Raw genomic sequence first — 17,665 nt, 5'->3', positions numbered from 1 at the left:
GTAAACCCTATGAACAAGCGTCATAATCTCCGCGACATCTACCCCCCCACCGGCCCGGAAATCACCGCCAAAAGCTGGCTGACAGAGGCCCCGATGCGGATGCTGATGAACAACCTGCATCCCGATGTGGCCGAGAACCCTCATGAACTGGTGGTCTATGGCGGCATCGGCCGCGCTGCCCGGACATGGGAAGATTTCGACCGCATCGTTGCTACGCTGAAAACCCTGAACGATGACGAAACCCTTCTCGTGCAATCCGGCAAACCTGTGGGCGTTTTCCGCACCCACAAGGACGCGCCGCGTGTTCTGATCGCCAATTCCAACCTCGTCCCTCATTGGGCAAATTGGGATCATTTCAACGAGTTGGATAAGAAAGGCCTGGCCATGTATGGCCAGATGACCGCTGGGTCGTGGATCTATATCGGCACGCAAGGCATCGTCCAAGGCACCTATGAAACCTTCGCCGAAGCAGGCCGCCAGCACTACGGCGGCTCCCTTTCGGGCCGCTGGATTCTGACCGGGGGTCTTGGCGGGATGGGCGGTGCGCAACCCCTTGCAGCTGTCATGGCGGGTGCCTCATGCCTTGCGGTCGAGGTGGATGAAACCCGCATCGATTTCCGCATCCGCACCCGCTATCTGGATGCCAAGGCCCATACGCTGGACGAAGCCCTTGCCCTCATCGCCGACTGGACCTCGAAGGGAGAGGCGAAATCCGTGGGCCTTCTCGGCAATGCCGCCGAAATCTTTCCTGAACTCGTCGCCCGGATGAAGGCAGGCGGCCCCCGCCCCGACATCGTCACCGACCAGACCTCGGCCCATGATCCGCTACATGGTTATTGCCCCGCAGGCTGGACCACCGCGGAATGGCGGGCCAAGCAGGAAACCGATCCAAAGGCCGTGGAAAAGGCCGCCCGCGCCTCTATGCGCGCCCATGTCGCCGCGATGGTGGATTTCTGGAATGCGGGCGTGCCCACGCTGGATTATGGCAACAATATCAGACAGGTGGCACTGGATGAGGGGTTGGAGAATGCCTTCGCCTTCCCCGGCTTTGTTCCTGCCTATATCCGCCCCCTCTTTTGCAAAGGGATCGGCCCCTTCCGCTGGTGCGCGCTGTCGGGTGACCCCGAGGATATCTACGCCACCGACCGCGCGATGAAGCGGCTTTTCCCCGAAAACGCCCATCTGCACCGCTGGCTGGATATGGCGCAGGAACGGATCGCCTTCCAAGGCCTGCCCGCCCGCATCTGTTGGATCGGGCTGGGCGACCGGCACCGCGCCGGGCTGATGTTCAACGATATGGTGAAATCGGGCGAGTTGAAGGCCCCCGTTGTCATCGGCCGCGACCATCTCGATAGCGGCTCTGTCGCCTCTCCCAACCGCGAGACAGAGGCAATGCGGGACGGATCGGATGCGGTATCGGACTGGCCACTTCTGAATGCGCTTCTGAACACGGCATCGGGCGCGACATGGGTGTCGCTGCATCATGGCGGCGGCGTTGGTATGGGCTTTTCACAGCATTCCGGGATGGTCATCGTGGCGGATGGTACCGAGGATGCCGCGCGCCGCCTGAACAATGTGCTCTGGAACGACCCGGCCACGGGCGTGATGCGCCATGCCGATGCGGGCTATGACATCGCGCTCGATCATGCCCGCGCCATGAACCTGCGTCTGCCGGGTATTCTGGGGAATTGAAACAGACAGGGGGGCTTTGCGCCCCCCTCTTCGCCTGCGACGCATTCATCCCCCGCAGGATAGTTTCAGACAGAAAATGAAGGGGTTGCGCGCCTCAGACCCGTGGGTTCCCGCCTTCGGTATCGCGCCAGAACGGGTTTGACCACGCCCGCTTGCCCGCCGCATCGATCACCGTCACACGCAGCCACGGACTGTTGAGGAGCCGCGCCAGCGGCACCTCGGTCCGGGTCATGGATGCCCCGTGCACCCCTTTCGCCCCCGTCCCCCAGCCCTGCACGATGACCGAGGCCACGGCAGAGCTTTCGACCACCACCGCATCCCCCTCGATCCGCACGTCGCGCAATTCCGGCCCTTGCGAGGAATAGAAATCCCCCCGCTTCAGCGCGGCAAGCAAGGCCTCCGGCGCGTTCTCCTCGGCCTTCACCATGACCCAGCCGCCAAAATGATCGGGTTCCGAGAAATGGGCGTCATCCGTGGCGATCATCGAAAGCTTGCGCCCTTCGCTCAGCAGAAGGTCCGCGATGGCAAAGCCGTCCGGTCGGTCGCAGCCTGCGGCGCAACCGTGGTTATAGACCTCTACCGCATGGGCCGCCGTGATCGTCCGCGCATCGGCCAGCGTCAGGCCAGACCATTGCGGATGGGCAATGGCCACGAAAGCCCCCGCCGCCACCGCCCGCGCGGCAATCTCGGCCGCCGTTTCCTGATCGGGGCGCGGCAGGAAATCCGGGGAATGCGACGGGGCGAAATCCGGCGGCAGGCCGACGGCAAGGATATGCCACAACTCGCCATTGGCCATCGCGCCCGAATGCAGCTCTGCCCCAAGGATGGTGGTGAAGCCTTCGGTTCGGAAGGGAACCGTATCCACGATCGGATAGCCCCACAGCCCCACGAAATGATCGGTCAGGGCAAGGAAATCATAGCCTTCCGCGCGATAGCGGCGGCACACCTCTTCTGGTGAAAGCACCCCGTCCGACCGGGTGGAATGGGTATGCAGATTGCCGCGCCAAAAGCGTCCCGATGCCGTAAAGGCGGAAAGCGGTCGCTGCATGAAGATCCTCCTCGCTGAGTCGCGCCGCAGCCTAGCGCCGCTCTGTAACGGGCGCATCCCCCTGCCTTCAGATCCGCCATTGCCCTCGAGGTGAAAACCCTTATCTGAACAGCCCGCATCGCACGAGGCCCGCCCCATGACCGACCCGTCCCCGCTTGAATTCACACCAGGCCCCGAAACAGGCCGCGCCTTGCGCGATGCGCTTGGGCGCTTTGCCACGGGCGTCACCGTCATCACCTGCCGCGGCCCTGACGGCCCGCTGGGGATCACGGTAAACAGCTTCGCCTCCGTCTCGCTTGACCCGGCGCTGGTGCTTTGGTCAGTCGACCGCGCCTCTTCGCGCGCCGCCGCCTTTGTTGCGGCGGACACCTTTGCCATCCACATCCTTGGGCGTGAAGAACGCGACATCGCCGCCCGCTTCACCCGCAATGGGGCCAGTTTCGATGGTCTGAACTGGACAAGTGGCCCAGATGGCCTGCCCGTCCTGAACGGCACTCTTGCCCGCTTTGAATGTGCCCGCCACGCCACTCACGATGGAGGCGATCACCTAATCCTTATCGGCGCGGTGCGACGCGCGGCGTTCCGAAACGGTGCCCCGCTGATCTTTTCCCAAGGGCATTTCGGCGATTTTGCCTTCTGATCCACTTTAAATCGGCAAGACATACCCCATCTGAAGCGCAAGAGAGCAGCGAACGCGGCAAGATGGCATGGCGGACCATATCGCCAGCAGCGCCTTGCTGTGATACAGGCTAAGGAAAGGGTAAGGCAGGACATGCAATTGCGGGTGCCTCTGAGCGAACTTCAACCCGATGACGCACAGGATGGCTGCGGCCATCTTGCCGTGGATGAAATGACCGAACGCGCCACGGCGGCGGCGGCATTTCTGAAGGCGCTGTCGCATGAGGGGCGGCTGATGATCCTGTGCCACCTTTCGTCGGGCGAAAAGTCGGTCACCGAACTGGAACGCCTGCTCGATCAACGTCAGGCCGCCGTCAGCCAGCAATTGGCGCGCCTGCGTCTGGAAGGCCTCGTCGCTTGCCGCCGCGAAGGCAAGGCGATCTTCTACTCCATTCAAGACCCCAAGGTCAGCCGCACCATCGCGCTGGTCTACGACATGTTCTGCCGCGAGGTGTAAGGGTCATCCCCGTCCGACAAATGGCATGTCCCGCGCCATGATCGTCAGGAAGGGGATGTTCGTCGACAGCGGCAGGTTTGCCATGTGCAACACGGCTTCGGCGACATGGGAAACATCCATGACGGGTTCTACCTTTACCGACCCATCCGCCTGCGGCACACCTTTTGTGAAAGCGGCGGCCATTTCGGTCAGGGCATTGCCGATATCGATCTGACCGCAGGCGATATCAAAACGCCGCCCGTCAAGGGCAAGCGTTTTCGTAAGCCCCGTTACCGCATGTTTCGACGTCGTATAGGGCGCCGATCCGGGCCGGGGCGCATGGGCCGAGATCGACCCGTTATTAATGATCCGCCCGCCCTGCGGCGTCTGCCGACGCATAAGGCCAAAGGCCGCACGCGCGCATAAAAACATACCGGTGATGTTCACACGTTCAAGCCGCAGCCAATCCTCCACCGGAATTTCGTCGATCGGCGCGGCCTTGACCAAAATCCCGGCATTGTTGAACAGAACATCCAACCGCCCCCAATCCCGCGCCACTGCGGCGAAGACCGCCTCCACCTCTGCCGGATCGCCCACATCCGCAGGCAGGATCAGCGCGCCACTGTCGCCTGCCGTTTCCTCCAGCGCATCCCGCCGCCGCCCGACCAGCGCCACCTGCCAGCCTGCGGCAAGGAAGGCCCGTGCAGTCGCACGCCCGATGCCGCTGCCTGCGCCCGTGATCAGGATATGTCCGTTCATGGCCTGCTTTCCTCTGCGTATCCGTATTTCATCAGCCAAAGAAGACAGCGCTCCGTGCGAATGGTGGTCTTTCCCGTCACCGCCGCGATCCCGGCTGCTGTCGCCTCACCCAGCGCGGCCAAGGCTTCGGCCGCAGCCTCCACATCCCCTGCTGTCTCAAAGACACGGCGTGTGGTCGCATAATCGCGCAAAGACCACAACCGGGCCAACGCAAGCGCGCCCCCGACCCAGCGATAGGTCATCTCGCGCGGCAAGGCGCGGGTGGGAAAGCTTGAGAAATACAGCGCGGGCGACGGCGCAACGGGCAAACGCGCGGCAGGGATCGGCGGATGACGCGCCGGATCGGCCCTTTGCCGGATAGCGCCCAGTTCGGCAAACAAATCCTGCATGACCGGAACGACCGCGCTCCAATCAAAAAGGGATCGCGCCCGCGCACGCCCTGCCGCCCCCATTTTTGCCCGCAAATCTGGCTGGGTCATAAGGGCGCGAACCGCATCCGCCATCTTGGCGACATCAATCGCCGTGACGGCCGAAAGCTGGCTAAGGTACTGAACGTAATTATCCGTTCCGCCCTGATAGAGCAGCCCCGTGCCCGTCACATGTTCCACCCGCGCCCCGATGACGGGGATGCGAATGCCCGCGTCACCATCCACCGTATCGCGGATGCCGTCCCAATCCGACGCGACGACGGGCAGGCCCGCCGCCATCGCCTCAACCGGAGCGATGCCAAAGCTTTCCTGAAGATTGTCGATAGGAAACAGGAACATCTCGGCCGCAGACAAGGCTGCCAGACGCCGCTCTGCATCACGATGAGGAAGATGATGCAGGGTGACATCAGGCATGACCTCACCCGCCGTCGCAAGGAATATCCGCCGCCCATACTCATCCGCGAAATCGCCATAAAGGATCAGATGCAACCGCCGCCCCGTCCCCGCCTGTGCCCGTTGCAAGGCAAGATAGACCGGCAAAGGGTCAAACTTTTCATGCGGGCTTAGCCGCGCCACCACCAAGGCCACGCTGTCTGCATTGGCGATGCCCAGTTCCTCCCGCAGCGTGGCCCCGGCCTTGGGGTCGGGGTTAAAGGCATCGCATTCGACGCCCAAGGGGATGATCGGCATCTGCGCCCTCGGCGGCATAACGCTCCCGAACCGATTGGCAAGGAAGTCGTCGATCATGTCCAACTGCGTCGAAAGCGCCGCCTTCACCGCGCGCGACGTGCAGATCACCGCATCCCATTCCGCCTGCGGACTGGCTCGCAGATGCCACGCCCCCTCCATCACCGCCTTGGTCGAAATCGTATGCGTGATCCCGCAGATCGAATAGGCCGTCGCCCCCCAGATTGCGCGCCGCCACGTCTCTGCATCGAAATTCGGGCCGGAAAAGAACATCGTTCCGACAGGCGCAATGGCGCGGGCATTTTCCAGCCGTTCCACCCGCACCGCATCGCCGGGGCGATGCATTTCGGCCAAAGCACGGAAGGCCCTTTCGCTCGATGGCGAATGCGCCACGCCCAGCCATTCTTCCACGCCAGCATGGCGGAACCAGCCGCGCAAGAAGCTGTCGCCCGCCATGCGACGCCCGTTCACCCCCTTGTCGGGGTCATAACCATCGGGGGAAAACCAAATCGCCGCATTCCGCGCTGTCTTTTCAAAACCCGCCGCGCCTGCCCGACCACCCAACCCCGTCACCATCATGCCCCCTTCCGCCGCATCCACAGCCATGGTGTGGGCGACGACCGCCATTCCCATAACAAAAGCAACCGATCCATATCCGAAAGCTGCTCTGCCCAGTCGGGCAAGCCCCTGTCCTCCAGTCGCCGTCCGATCCGTCGGATATCATGGCTGGCGGCAAAGCGCTGTTCGATCAGGCCAAGGCTTCCCGGCCTCATTCCTTAATGCACTTCGACCAACAGGTCTGCCCGCCTCAAGCTTGGCGCCACCTCGGGGTTCAGCAATTCGACCTCTGCCCCCTCGATATCGCACAGGATCAAACAGCGCCCCATGATCTGCGCTTCGAAATCGGCATGTGCCACCTCCCCCGCAATATCGACCCGCGCAGCGACGCCATTAGCCGCCGCCAGCGCGGCACAGGCCGCCCGCGCCTTGGCGTCGCTGTCGCGCGCCATCACATGTGCGCCCGGCATCCGCAGGGCAAATCCCACCGCGTAATATCCCTCTGCCGACCCGACATCGATCACCCGGTCGTAGCCTGCCTGCACAATCTCCTCGATCACCGGCCCAAGGCTCGCCTCATAACTGCCGATCAGTCGTGGATTGCGCGCCCCCTCTGACGCCCGCACCGGATAGGCCATCCCCCGGAACGGCCCAGACAGGACCCGATCCCCCGACCGTCCAACCAGCGCGCGGCCCAGCAAATCTGACCGCCATTTCGCCAGCAAACGAAGCGCAGAGACAAGCTTCCTCTGGTCCGCCTCCCCCGCCAAGAGGTCAAGAACCTGCGCCTGCACGGTCCTGTCCAAACCCGCAACCATCACTCGCACTCCTAAACTCGCACACCTGCACCGATCACGCACCGCAATGCTAGAAGCGCCACAGGTTCCGGTCCACCCCACCACAGCGCGTGCCACGTGGCTTGACGCGCGCTGCGGCAAAGAGGCATCAGGGGGCGGCGTGGCGTAGAAGGTTCGGGCTTGGGCAGGGATGAAAATGGCGGCGCAGCAGAAACCCAGACGGCCCCGCGGGGCTTCCGATCTGTGGGGCAGCGTGCCCTTTTCACTTCGGCGGCACATCAGCCCGCATGGGCAGGTCACCGCCGTCTCGATGATGAAGGACGAAGGCCCCTTCGTCATCGAATGGGTCGCCCATCACCTTGCCGTGGGCTTCACCGACCTCGTGGTCTACACCAATGATTGTTCGGACGGCACGGATGACATGCTCATCCGGCTGGAGGAGTTGGGCCTCGCCCATCACCGCCGCAATGTCATCCCCGAAGGCCTGCGCCCGCAGCCCAGCGCGCTGAACTATGCACAGGAAGAACCCGTCGTCTGCAAATCTGATTGGGTCATGGTCTTTGACGCCGACGAATTCCTGTCGATCCGCCACGGGGACGGCACGCTTGACGGCCTGATCACTGCCGCCAAGGATCAAAACGCCAATGGCATCGTCGTGACTTGGCGCATCTTCGGCTCCGGCGGCGTGGTCGATTGGTCACGCGCACCCGTAACCGAACAATACCTCTATGCCGCCCCACCGATGTGGAACAAGGGCTGGGGGGTCAAAACCCTCTTCACCTTCGATCCAGATTACTGGAAGCTTGGCATCCACCGCCCCAAGATGAAGACCCGCCATATCGAAACGGGCTTTCCCGACACCGTCAAATGGCTGAACGGCTCGGGGCGCGAGATGGAGGATTACTTCAAATTCCGCGGCTGGCGGTCGATCACCCGCACGGTGGGCTATGACTGGGTGCAACTGAACCACTATGCCGTGAAATCAGTGGACAGCTACGCCATCCGCAAGATGCGGGGAAACGTCAACAACAAGAAAGACAAGTATAATTCCGATTATTGGGCACTTCAGGACCGCAACGAGGTGCGCGATGACACCATGCTGCGCTACACAGATCGCCGCAATGCCCTCATGGCGCAGCTTCTGGAAGACCCGGTCCTGAACCGCCTTCACCACGCCGCCCTCGCCCGTGCAGAGGCCCGCCTTGCCGAGCTGAAAGAGACCGAGGCCTATCACCAACTGGTCGCCGATCTGGCAAAGGCCTCTGCCATCCCGATCACCCAGATCACCGCCAAACCGCCGCAACCGCGCGACAAGGAAAAGATCGCGGCCTTGATGTCAGACGTTGAAAAACGCCGCAACGCCAAGGCGAAAGAGGATCGCAAGGCCGCCCCCCCCGAACCGAAGCCCCCGGTCACGCCCATGGGCAGCTATGTTTCGGGGACAATCGACGCCACGCTCGACATCCCGCTCGACTGGAAGGCGAACCATACAGTCGAAGTGCCGATGGACCCGCGCATCTTCACCCCGCCCACCCTTCTGATCATCGAGGCGGGCAAGTTTGAACGCGGCCTCGCCCGCCGCATGCCGCATCTTCTGCCAAGGGATGGCACGCTTCTCACCCTTGGCGCGGGCTGCGGTTTCCTGCCTGCCCATCTGGCCCGAACGCGCCCCGACCTCACGCTTCTTATGCAGGAATGCGACAGCGGGCTTCATCCCGTCATCGCCCGCCTGGCCCAGCGTAATGGCCTTGCCGAAAACCCCCGCCTGCGCCTTTTGCGTACGGCGCTTGGCAACGATCCAGCCACCACGCTGCGCGCCTTGATTGCCGATCACCGCCCCAACGCGCTGCATATTGCGACGGCCACGCTTCCCCCCGCTGCCCTGATCGCGGCCCTGCCGGATCTGAACCCTCTGCCCGAACAGCTTTTCCTCGCAGGTCGCTGGATCGAGGCTTTTCACACCGATCTGACCCAGATCGAAACGGCCCTCGCCGCCCAGGGCTGGTATGGGCCGCAATATGGCTTCGACCCCGTGATCACCCGCGGCTATGGGCGTGTCCCGGCATCCACACCCTAAAGCCAAGCGCGCCGGAACATCCTAAAGGATGGACAGGCCCCCGCGCTTTCGGGCAATCTGCCCAAAACCAGAAGAAGCCCGCATCGGGCAGAGTGAGGCATCATGTCAGTACCCCAGCGCCGCCCCGTGGCATCCCTCTGGATCGGCGACCGTTTGCACTATCTCAACCAGCTTTGCCTGCTGTCGCATGTCAGGAACGGGCACCCTACCATCCTTTACTGCACGCATGACGTGACAAACGTCCCCGAAGGCGTCGAGGTCCGCAAAGCGACCGACATAATGAAGATCGATATGGATATCGTGGCGCAGACCTCGGAATCCTTCCTGTCGAACGTCTTCCGCTACAAGATGATCCAAGCCATCGACGCGATCTGGATCGATTGCGACGCCTATTGCCACAAGCCCTTCCCCGATGAGATGCAGAACATCTTCGCAGGCCATGGCTTCCGCGGCGCGCTGAATTGTGGGGTGGTCTATATCCCGCCAAAGGGCGAGTTGATCGACCGCCTCCTCGACTATTACGAAAACCTCCCCGACGCGCCCGCATGGTTCAACAAACAGCAGAGGAAAAAGCTTGAAAAACAGCCCTCTTCCCTGCCGCAAGCCGTGCGCATCTACAACGCCGAACGCACTGCCTTTGGCCCGCAGGCCTTTACATGGTTTGCCCAGCAGACGGGCGATTACGACAAGGCGCTGACGCCCGATTACCTTTACCCTGTGCCGTTCCAATTGAACGACGTCTTCTACGATCCCTATGGCCGCGTCGAAGGGCATTTCACCGACAACACCCTATCGGTTCATCTTTACACCAACGGCACCAAACCATGGTGGCGCAGGAACCCGCCTTTGCCCAATTCCTATGCCGCGCGGATGTGCGAAATTGAAGCTGTCGACCCCTCGAAAGCGCTTGAGGAATAGCGCCTTGCTTGGCCCACGCCCCGCTCTATCGGAGGCATTGCCCGCAGATGCCGATCTGGCCGAGGCTCAGCGGCACCGCCAATGGTGCGCGCTGAGCAAGGCCTTTGGCGAAGGCGACGACCCGTCCCACGTCAACCTCGACTGGATCTGAGGCGCCGATGCCCCGTCGCCCGCCGCCCACAGACAAGCCTTCCGCCCTGGATGCCCCCTCCGAAGGCGTGCTGATCCGGGCCGAAAACGGCGATGTTGTCACTTGGGATGAAACCGGCCTGACCCTTCGCCTGTCCGATAAGGTGCTGGCCGATCTGCGCCAGCGCCTGCCCCTGCCGGCACCGCGCCAGGATGCGCGCGCCCTGGGTGATATCGATGCATGGAACCTGCGCGATCAGGACGGTTGGCTTTTCTTCGATGCCCGTTTCGACCCCGCCCTTGGCCCCCGCACCTATCGCCGCTCTCACGCCGGAGGTGACATCGTCGCCGCAGCGCCCGGCCCCCTTCTTGGGCTTTTCGCCATCGGCGGGCAGCGCCGAGCAGGCTTTATCTCGCGCCCGCCCCTTTTCGCCCAACACATCGTCGCGCCCGGCGATGATATCGGCGCGGTAGGGTTGGAAGGCACAGCCACCGCGCAGTCCACAGCAAAGCTTCAATCGGTTCCTTGGTCCACGCGCGAAACGCTGCTGGCCGAATGTCTGCTGCAAGACCGTCTAGCCCAAGGCCGCGCCCTGCCCCTGCATCTTTGCCGCGCCGAAACCGATGGCAGCACAAGCGTGTATGACCTGCCAACCGGATTGGCCTTTGCGAACCTCCTTACCGCGATCGACAGCGGCATCGCCGCCGCACGCAGCCTTGGCACGCGCCTTTCCGTCCCCGCCATCGCCATCGATTTCGGGCCAGAGGATCGCCAATGTGACGCCCCCACCCTCGCCCAAGGCCTGCGCGCCCTCATGGCGCGGCTTGAGGCAGAGCTGATCCGTCGCGACATCGCCCGCCCAGTTTTCCTTTTGACAGCCGAAGCCGGCACCGCCCGCGACACGACCCATCCCGCCATTGCCGCCCATGCGACCCTGTCATGGCGACCCGGCCCCCATCGCCTGACGATCCCCGCCCCCGGCTATATGTTCGAACAGACAGCCCTTGGGCGCCCGACGGATACCGCCCGCGCCCGCATGGCGCGTATGGATGCTTTCGCCCTGACCGAGGCACTGGCGCGGCGCGACTGGCATTGCCCAACCTTCCTCCTCGCCGAAGCAATGGATAACCAGATCCGGGTCACGGCGCAGGCCATGGGGCCGCTCGTTCTGTCTGACGCCCTTTCTCCCGGCCCGGCGCTGGGGTTCCGCCTTACCGGCACAACCGCACGGATCACCGCCGTCACCCTTGCCGAGGATGACCCTAAGGCGCTGATCCTTTTGACCGATGCCTGCGCCACAGGCGGGACGCTTCACTATGCCCATGGGGCAGAGCCTTCTCCCGGCGCAGCCGGCTTGCCGCCAAATCGCGGCGGTATCCGCGATGATTGGAAGGCCGACGATCCCGCCGGGGGTCCGCCCCTACATCGCTGGGCCCTGCCCGCAATCCTTCCAGTCTGGGGGGCGTGATGGCTGATCCGATCCACTTCCCCGGCCGCCTGCCGAATGGTGCGCTCGTCTCGACCCTAGAGGCACCCACGGCATCCAACACCAAACAGCAACCGCTCCCGGCGCAACAAAAGGCCCCCTCTGGCCCGCCAGCGCCGCTCTGGCTGTCTTGCGACCATGCCCCCGAAACCACGCCACTCCATCTTTGGCCATCGACGGAAGGTCAGGCGGCAACCTCTGTCCCCGCCAATGAAACTGGCACGGCACGCAGCACGGAAGGCGCGCTCCTGTTCCAAGCGGGCGTCAATTCCGGCCTCTGCCTGTCCGACGCGCTGCCAGATCTGGACGGTGTCACCTGCGCCTCACTCTTCCGCCCCATGCCGGGGGCGGCAGCAGGCACGGTCCTTTCCATCCAACCCAAGGATGGCAGCGGTTACCTCTTTCTCGCGCATGAGGATGGCCACCTGCGCATCGGGCGCAAAGACAGCGATTTGTCCCTGACCGCACCGTCACCCGATGGGGTGATCCTTGCGGCCATCTCGCTCAGCGCGGGCAATGTTGCGCTGTCGGTGAATGGACGCAGCGCCGCCACCGCCCCCCTCGCCATTGGCGGCCCGGCGGACCTTTACATCGGCTGCCGGAATGCCCGACCGGGGCTGAAGAACAAGCTTGGCAGTTTCCACCTTTTCGACATCCTCATTTGGCCCACGGACGGCCAGCCCGACCTTTCAGCTGCCCTCACGCTGCGCAGGGAAAGGGGGCGACATGGGCTTTGACCGCACGACGATCCAGAACGGCAATCTCTGCCTGATCTGGATCGACGACATGATCGACATCTTCACTTGGCGCACGGCCTTTGGCGTGACGATCCAGACACCCAATATCGACCGGCTGATGCGCGAAGGCACCCGCTTTGCCAATGCCTATGCCACTATCCCGCTCTGCGCCCCCTGCCGGGCAGAAATCTCCACCGGCCTATCCCCCTTCCGTACCGGTCTGGTAGACCTCAACCGCTTCTGGCGCGATGTGCTGCCGCCCACCGCCTCATGGGTCTATGACCTGCGCCGCGCGGGCTTTCGCACCTTCACCACCGGCAAGACCGACGCGAATTACAGGCCGATGCCGGAAGACTATCGCCGCATCCTATTCCACGAGGATGTTGAGGCCGCCGATCGTGGCCGTCGCCGGGATGTCCATCCCTATCTCGACAAGGGGCCGGGGATCGCAGGCGTGAACTATCCCAATGACGACGGGTCAATGGATCACACGTTCTATGACCACGCCGTTGCCCAGAACGCCATCGACTATATCGGTCGCGCCGATCCCAACCGCCGCCACCTGATCCAGCTGGGCTTCAAGCACCCGCATTACAACCTGACCTGCCCCGACCGCTTCTATCAACTCTATGACCCCGACGCGATCTGTTGGCCCGACAGCGCCCATCCCGATGATTTTAACGGGCCGCAACCCGGCATGGCGGTCTATGAACTGGCCTATATCGTCAACGGGCAATGGACGCCCGAAAAGGCGGGCGATCACGCATGGCGGCAGGTGGTGCGCGCCTATTTCGCCGCCTGCTCTCATGTCGATCATGAAATCGGTCGCTTCATGGACACACTGCGCGCCTCGCCGCTTGGGACCAAGACCACCGTTGTTCTGCTCTCCGACAATGGCTTCAACCTCGGCACCCATGACAGCTTTCATAAGATGAGTCAGTGGGACAGCGCCGCCCATGTTCCCTTGGGGATCTGGCACGCCGCCATGCCCGGCGGGGTTGAGGTCGCGCTGCCCGTTTCGCTGCATAACCTGCCCAAGACGCTGCTCGATATCGCGGGCCTTTCCCCGCCCGAGGAATGGGTGTCGGGGCAAAGCCTGCTTCCGCTGATCGACCCCTCTTTCGGCATGTATGACCGCAGCAAATCCCCGCTGACAGCCGTCTTCGGCACGCTCTCGGTCCGCCCTTCGGTCGCGGGTCTCGATCACCTGCGCTATTTCCGTTACCCAAATGGCGAAGAACATGTCTACAACGTGGTCGCCGATCCGGGCGAAACGACGAACCTGATCGACGGCCCCGATACACCCGCCCTCAGGCAAGAATTGGTCAAGGCAGCCGCCGATCTGGGCCTTGATCTTCGCGGCATGGAACATCCCGGTGCGGGCCTGCATGCCATGATGGCCATGGATGGCACCGTGGTGCTGGACGGGGGCGCAGCTGACAATAATTACTGGGCCTATGGCAGCGCCGCCGACCAGATCGTCGAACGCCCTGATGGCGGGCATGACACGCTTTGGTATCTGGCCGGACCCGACGGCCATGTTCTGCGCGTGCCCGCAAATATCGACTGCGTCCGCATTGGCACCGTCACGGCAAGAAACGAGGCGGATGGCAAAATCGGCAAGGTCCTCCGAATCGTCGCCCATCCCGAAAGCGCCATCGAATTTGAGGCGTCCGAACGCGTCTCCGTCCATGTGCGCGGCTCAGATCAAGGCGATGTGATGCTGGGCCCCGTCTATGCGGGCGCGATCTTTGAAGGCGGCGCGGGTGATGACCGCCTTGTCGCCCAATCCATGCGCCGCAATGACCGCCATGCCTTCTTTGGCGGAGCGGGGAATGACACGCTGATCGGCGGCAACGGGCGTGACACGCTTGACGGCGGCCCCGGCGATGATGTCATCACGGCAGGCGACGGCTTTGCAAAACTCTATGGCGGCCCCGGAAATGATACGCTTCGCGCAGGCGACCGCAGCGTGGAAATTCACACTGGCCCCGGACGGAACGAGGTTATCTCAGGCCCCGGCCGTGACCGCATCTTCGTAGGCCCCGGGGAAAACCGGATCAGCGGCGCAGGTGGTGGCGTCACCTACACGGTCGCATGGGGCGGCGTGACCGACATCACGGGCTTTTCCAGCGAAGACCAGCTTATCCTTGCAGGCTGGCCCGAAGACCCCGTACTCGCCCGCGAAGGCAATGGCGTCAGCATCATCGCAGGCCTGTCCACCGTGATCTTGCACGGCCAGCACGACCCGGACCAGATCTTGCGGCAAATCTCGCGCATCGACCGCTTTGATCACGCCACCGCCCCGCGCCCCGACAGCTTCACCCCCCCGGAAGACGAGGATGGCGATGGCTGACACATCCCCCCTCCCCCCCTTCGATCCCGACCGCCCGCTTGATCTGGACATACTCCCGGACGTGACCCAAGTGCCTTGGGGCATGACCGATCCGCCCGGCGCGCGCCGCGCCGCCGCCCTCTTTGATGGTGCAGGCGCACCGATCCCTGCCGCCGAATGCTGGCGCTGGTGGGGCGAACCGATCACCACCCTGCCCGACCACGATCCTGCCGCCACAGCCGAACATCTGCCGGGCCGCTGGCTCTTTGGCGGGATATTCTACGGCCATTTCGGTCATCTCTTGTGCGAATCCACCGCGCGCCTTTGGGCGCTTGACCATGTTCAGGGCGTGGACGGCATCCTCTTTCACCCCAAACTCCGCTTCGGCCACGAAAACCGCATGATCCGCGATCATCTCGCGCTATTTCATGCCATGGGCCTGAAAAGGCTCAGGATACGCGCGCCGCAATCCCCTGTGATCGTGGATGAAATGGTCATCCCCGAGCAGGGGTTCGGCATTGGCGACATGGCGGCAGGTCGCCCGGAATACCGTGCCTTCATGCGCGACAGGCTTTCCCGCGCCGCCCCGCCTGAGGGGCCGGAAAAGCTTTACATCTCCCGCTCTCGCCTGCCTTCGAAACGCGGCTCGGTCCTTCTGGAAAGCGTGATCGAGGCGCAGATGGAACAGGCGGGCTATACCGTCTTTCATCCGCAGGAACATCCGCTGACGGTGCAGCTCGCCCGCTACCGTGCGGCGCGCGCCGTCGTGGCCTTGGATGGATCGGCCCTGCACCTTGCGGCCATGGTGTTGCCGGAAGGGGCACAGGTTGCCATCCTGAACCGTGGCCCGTCACAGAACATCGACGACTACATCCGCCAGTTCCGCCATTTTGCCGCCACCGACCCCACGCGGATCGACGCTATTCGCGACTTCTGGTTTCCGACCGGGCGCCGCGTGGTCAAACGCGAAACCCATGCGCTTCTCGACTTTCCGCATGTCGGGCAAGCCCTGTCGCAGGCGGGTTTTCTGCCCGCTGGCACGCGTTGGCAGACCCCCAGCGAAGACCAAATCGCCCGAGCCGTGGCCGACATCGAAGCCCGCCAAGGTCAAGCCATGACACGCTATCCGGTGATTGCCACCCATGCCTGATATCGCTTTCCTCTTCGTTGTCGAAGGCCCGCGACTAGAGGCACAGTCGCTGCTTCTTGCCGCGTCGATCCGGCGCCATCACCCCTATTCGATGATCATCGGCTACCGCCCGATCGGCACCGATCCGGCCCCTGCCGCCGTGCAATCCATGTTCAAGTCGGTGGGCGGCCTGATCCTGCCCCTACCGTCGTCTCAGGGCCTTTGGCGCGGGGCCTATCCGCATGGCAACAAGATCATCGCGCTGGCACAACCGCGCGACGCGGCCATTTCTGTGTTCCTTGACACCGACATGGTCATGGCCGCCCCGCTTGATCCGACGGACCTTCCCGCCCACGGCGAGGTTTCGGTGGTGCCCGAAGGCATCCAATCCTGGGGCAAGGAAGAGGGGCGCTGGGAACGGGTCTATGCCCATTTCGGCCTTCCCATGCCCGAAGATCGCATCCGCCTTTTGCGCGGGGCGCGGCGGCGGTCACCGCCCTATTTCAACGCAGGGTTCATCGCCCAGCGCGAAACCGATAGGGTCGATGGCAAGACCTTCGGCCAACTCTGGCTGGATACCGCCCGCAAAATCGACCATGAGGTCGGCGTCGCCAACAAACGCCCTTGGCTTGACCAGATCGCCCTTCCCGTAGCGATGCGCCGCTTCGGTCTGGCCCATAAGATCATCGACGAAGCGGCGAATTTCTCAATCTCGAACGGGCGGACCTTGCCCGATCCCTTCACGCCCAAGATTCTGCACTACCACCGCGCGCGCTTTCTGCGCGACTGGTCAGGATCGGCCGAGGTGATCGCCCAGGCCCTCGATCGTCTCCCCCACACTGACCAACCCGAAGCCGAGGCGCTGCTCACCGCCGCAGGGTTTCTGGGTGACCTGACCGAAGAGGAATGAATGGCCAAGGATTTCGCCTGCGCCCTGACCCATGTCCGCCACGAAAGTTTTTTCCTCGCGAAATGGATCGCCCATTACGGCGCCATCGTGGGCCGGCAGAACCTTTTCGTCGTCATCGACGGCGATGACTGGGAACCGGATGTCGACCTGACGGGCATCAGCGTCGAAGTCGTCACCGGCGCCCCCCGCCAGCGCATCCGCAACGACCGCTGGATCGCCAAGGAACTTTCCGCCCGCGCAAACAGGTTGCGCAAGAAATACACCCATGTGATCCGGGGCGATGTCGACGAATATGTTGTGATCGATCCGACAAGCGGCCTCGACTGGCCCGATGCTTTCGGGGAACTCGGGGATCAGGGCTATATCTTCGCCATGGGGGTCGACATGGTGCAAGCCGCCACGGAAACGGCACCGCTTGACCGCGCCGCGCCGATCCTTGGGCAAAGGCGGCACGGTTACGTGGCCGACCGCTACTCCAAACCCTTCGTAATCTCGCGCTGGAACAATTGGGCAGGCGGGGCGCATCGCCTTCTGAACCGCGATGTGCGTCTTAGCCAGCACTTCTTTCTGTTCCACATGGCGCTTTGCGACAGTGGGATCGGCCAAGAACGCCTTGCCGCGCGCGGCGGGCTGACACAGCATTCCTCTTTCGTCGAACATCAAACCCTGCGCCTTGATGCGCTGGGGATGACGGATGCCCCCCTCGCTTGGGACGAAGCGCTGACCCTTGCCCATACCCATTTCCCGGTCGAGGCGGATGGCAGCCCAGCCGGACGCCCCCGCGCCAGCACCGATCCACGCGCCACCGACAAGGGTCTTCCTGTGATCGTGCCGGATCGGTTCTTTGGGCTGGTCTAAGA

17 protein-coding genes are annotated in these 17,665 nt (G+C 63.3%); 12 read left to right on the top strand and 5 right to left on the bottom strand.

Annotation, left to right across the window (positions count from 1 at the left end; translation table 11 throughout):
• The first annotated feature begins 9 nt into the window (after nt 1-9).
• Nucleotides 10-1,692 (top strand): urocanate hydratase, encoded by a 1,683-nt coding sequence (gene hutU, locus QF092_RS02070; protein WP_281467162.1) that lies wholly within the window; start codon nt 10-12, stop codon nt 1,690-1,692.
• A 94-nt stretch (nt 1,693-1,786) separates the two neighbouring features.
• Here hutU and QF092_RS02065 read toward each other — a convergent pair whose 3' ends face one another.
• The gene (locus tag QF092_RS02065) at nt 1,787-2,740 is read right to left on the bottom strand and encodes a PHP domain-containing protein (protein WP_281467160.1); all 954 of its coding nucleotides are present in this window, start codon (nt 2,738-2,740) and stop codon (nt 1,787-1,789) included.
• A gap of 136 nt (nt 2,741-2,876) precedes the next feature.
• Between QF092_RS02065 and QF092_RS02060 the strand changes: the two genes are divergently transcribed.
• Both QF092_RS02060 and QF092_RS02055 read left to right on the top strand, forming a co-directional pair.
• Nucleotides 2,877-3,380, top strand: a complete 504-nt coding sequence (locus QF092_RS02060; RefSeq protein WP_281467159.1) for a flavin reductase family protein — start codon at nt 2,877-2,879, stop codon at nt 3,378-3,380.
• Nucleotides 3,381-3,590: 210 nt separating this feature from the next.
• Complete coding sequence (locus tag QF092_RS02055) at nt 3,591-3,875, top strand: ArsR/SmtB family transcription factor (protein ID WP_281469712.1); 285 nt, start codon at nt 3,591-3,593, stop codon at nt 3,873-3,875.
• A 3-nt stretch (nt 3,876-3,878) separates the two neighbouring features.
• On the opposite strand, the gene QF092_RS02050 is transcribed toward QF092_RS02055, so the two are convergent.
• Genes QF092_RS02050 through QF092_RS02035 form a run of 4 tightly spaced genes read right to left on the bottom strand, consistent with a single transcriptional unit; the run spans nt 3,879 to nt 7,104 of the window.
• Nucleotides 3,879-4,613 carry an SDR family oxidoreductase gene (locus QF092_RS02050; protein ID WP_281467156.1) on the bottom strand — a complete coding sequence of 245 codons (735 nt, stop codon included), beginning with the start codon at nt 4,611-4,613 and terminating at the stop codon, nt 3,879-3,881.
• Nucleotides 4,610-6,355 (bottom strand): glycosyltransferase family 4 protein, encoded by a 1,746-nt coding sequence (locus tag QF092_RS02045; protein WP_281467154.1) that lies wholly within the window; start codon nt 6,353-6,355, stop codon nt 4,610-4,612. Before QF092_RS02045 ends, QF092_RS02050 begins: the two co-directional genes overlap by 4 nt.
• Nucleotides 6,304-6,501, bottom strand: a complete 198-nt coding sequence (locus tag QF092_RS02040; RefSeq protein WP_281467151.1) for a hypothetical protein — start codon at nt 6,499-6,501, stop codon at nt 6,304-6,306. The genes QF092_RS02045 and QF092_RS02040 overlap by 52 nt, the downstream gene beginning before the upstream one ends.
• Before the next feature lie 3 nt (nt 6,502-6,504).
• Nucleotides 6,505-7,104, bottom strand: coding sequence for a hypothetical protein (locus QF092_RS02035; RefSeq protein WP_281467149.1), 600 nt, complete (start codon nt 7,102-7,104; stop codon nt 6,505-6,507).
• Between the two features lie 232 nt (nt 7,105-7,336).
• On the opposite strand from QF092_RS02035, the gene QF092_RS02030 reads away from it, so the two are divergent.
• From QF092_RS02030 to QF092_RS01990, 9 genes are all read left to right on the top strand, one after another.
• On the top strand, nt 7,337-9,160 hold the full coding sequence (locus tag QF092_RS02030) for a glycosyltransferase family 2 protein (RefSeq protein WP_281467146.1): 1,824 nt from the start codon (nt 7,337-7,339) through the stop codon (nt 9,158-9,160).
• 102 nt (nt 9,161-9,262) lie between these two features.
• A complete protein-coding gene (locus tag QF092_RS02025) occupies nt 9,263-10,078 on the top strand; it encodes a hypothetical protein (protein ID WP_281467144.1) in 816 nt (271 codons plus the stop codon).
• 4 nt (nt 10,079-10,082) lie between these two features.
• Nucleotides 10,083-10,229, top strand: a complete 147-nt coding sequence (locus tag QF092_RS02020; protein ID WP_281467142.1) for a hypothetical protein — start codon at nt 10,083-10,085, stop codon at nt 10,227-10,229.
• A 7-nt stretch (nt 10,230-10,236) separates the two neighbouring features.
• Entirely contained in the window at nt 10,237-11,676 is a 1,440-nt protein-coding gene (locus tag QF092_RS02015) for a hypothetical protein (protein ID WP_281467140.1), read from the top strand.
• The gene (locus tag QF092_RS02010) at nt 11,676-12,431 is read left to right on the top strand and encodes a LamG domain-containing protein (RefSeq protein ID WP_281467138.1); all 756 of its coding nucleotides are present in this window, start codon (nt 11,676-11,678) and stop codon (nt 12,429-12,431) included. The genes QF092_RS02015 and QF092_RS02010 overlap by 1 nt, the downstream gene beginning before the upstream one ends.
• Nucleotides 12,421-14,787 carry a sulfatase-like hydrolase/transferase gene (locus tag QF092_RS02005; RefSeq protein ID WP_281467136.1) on the top strand — a complete coding sequence of 789 codons (2,367 nt, stop codon included), beginning with the start codon at nt 12,421-12,423 and terminating at the stop codon, nt 14,785-14,787. Before QF092_RS02010 ends, QF092_RS02005 begins: the two co-directional genes overlap by 11 nt.
• Nucleotides 14,780-15,916 (top strand): glycosyltransferase family 61 protein, encoded by a 1,137-nt coding sequence (locus tag QF092_RS02000; RefSeq protein WP_281467134.1) that lies wholly within the window; start codon nt 14,780-14,782, stop codon nt 15,914-15,916. The genes QF092_RS02005 and QF092_RS02000 overlap by 8 nt, the downstream gene beginning before the upstream one ends.
• A complete protein-coding gene (locus QF092_RS01995; RefSeq protein WP_281467132.1) occupies nt 15,909-16,805 on the top strand; it encodes a hypothetical protein in 897 nt (298 codons plus the stop codon). Before QF092_RS02000 ends, QF092_RS01995 begins: the two co-directional genes overlap by 8 nt.
• Nucleotides 16,806-17,663 (top strand): hypothetical protein, encoded by an 858-nt coding sequence (locus tag QF092_RS01990; RefSeq protein ID WP_281467130.1) that lies wholly within the window; start codon nt 16,806-16,808, stop codon nt 17,661-17,663.
• The last annotated feature ends 2 nt before the right edge of the window (nt 17,664-17,665 follow it).

The organism is Fuscovulum ytuae (assembly GCF_029953595.1).
GTDB lineage: Bacteria > Pseudomonadota > Alphaproteobacteria > Rhodobacterales > Rhodobacteraceae > Paragemmobacter > Paragemmobacter ytuae.
The sequence above is the reverse complement of the archived record's forward strand: the minus strand, read 5'-3'. Positions and strand labels throughout refer to the sequence as shown.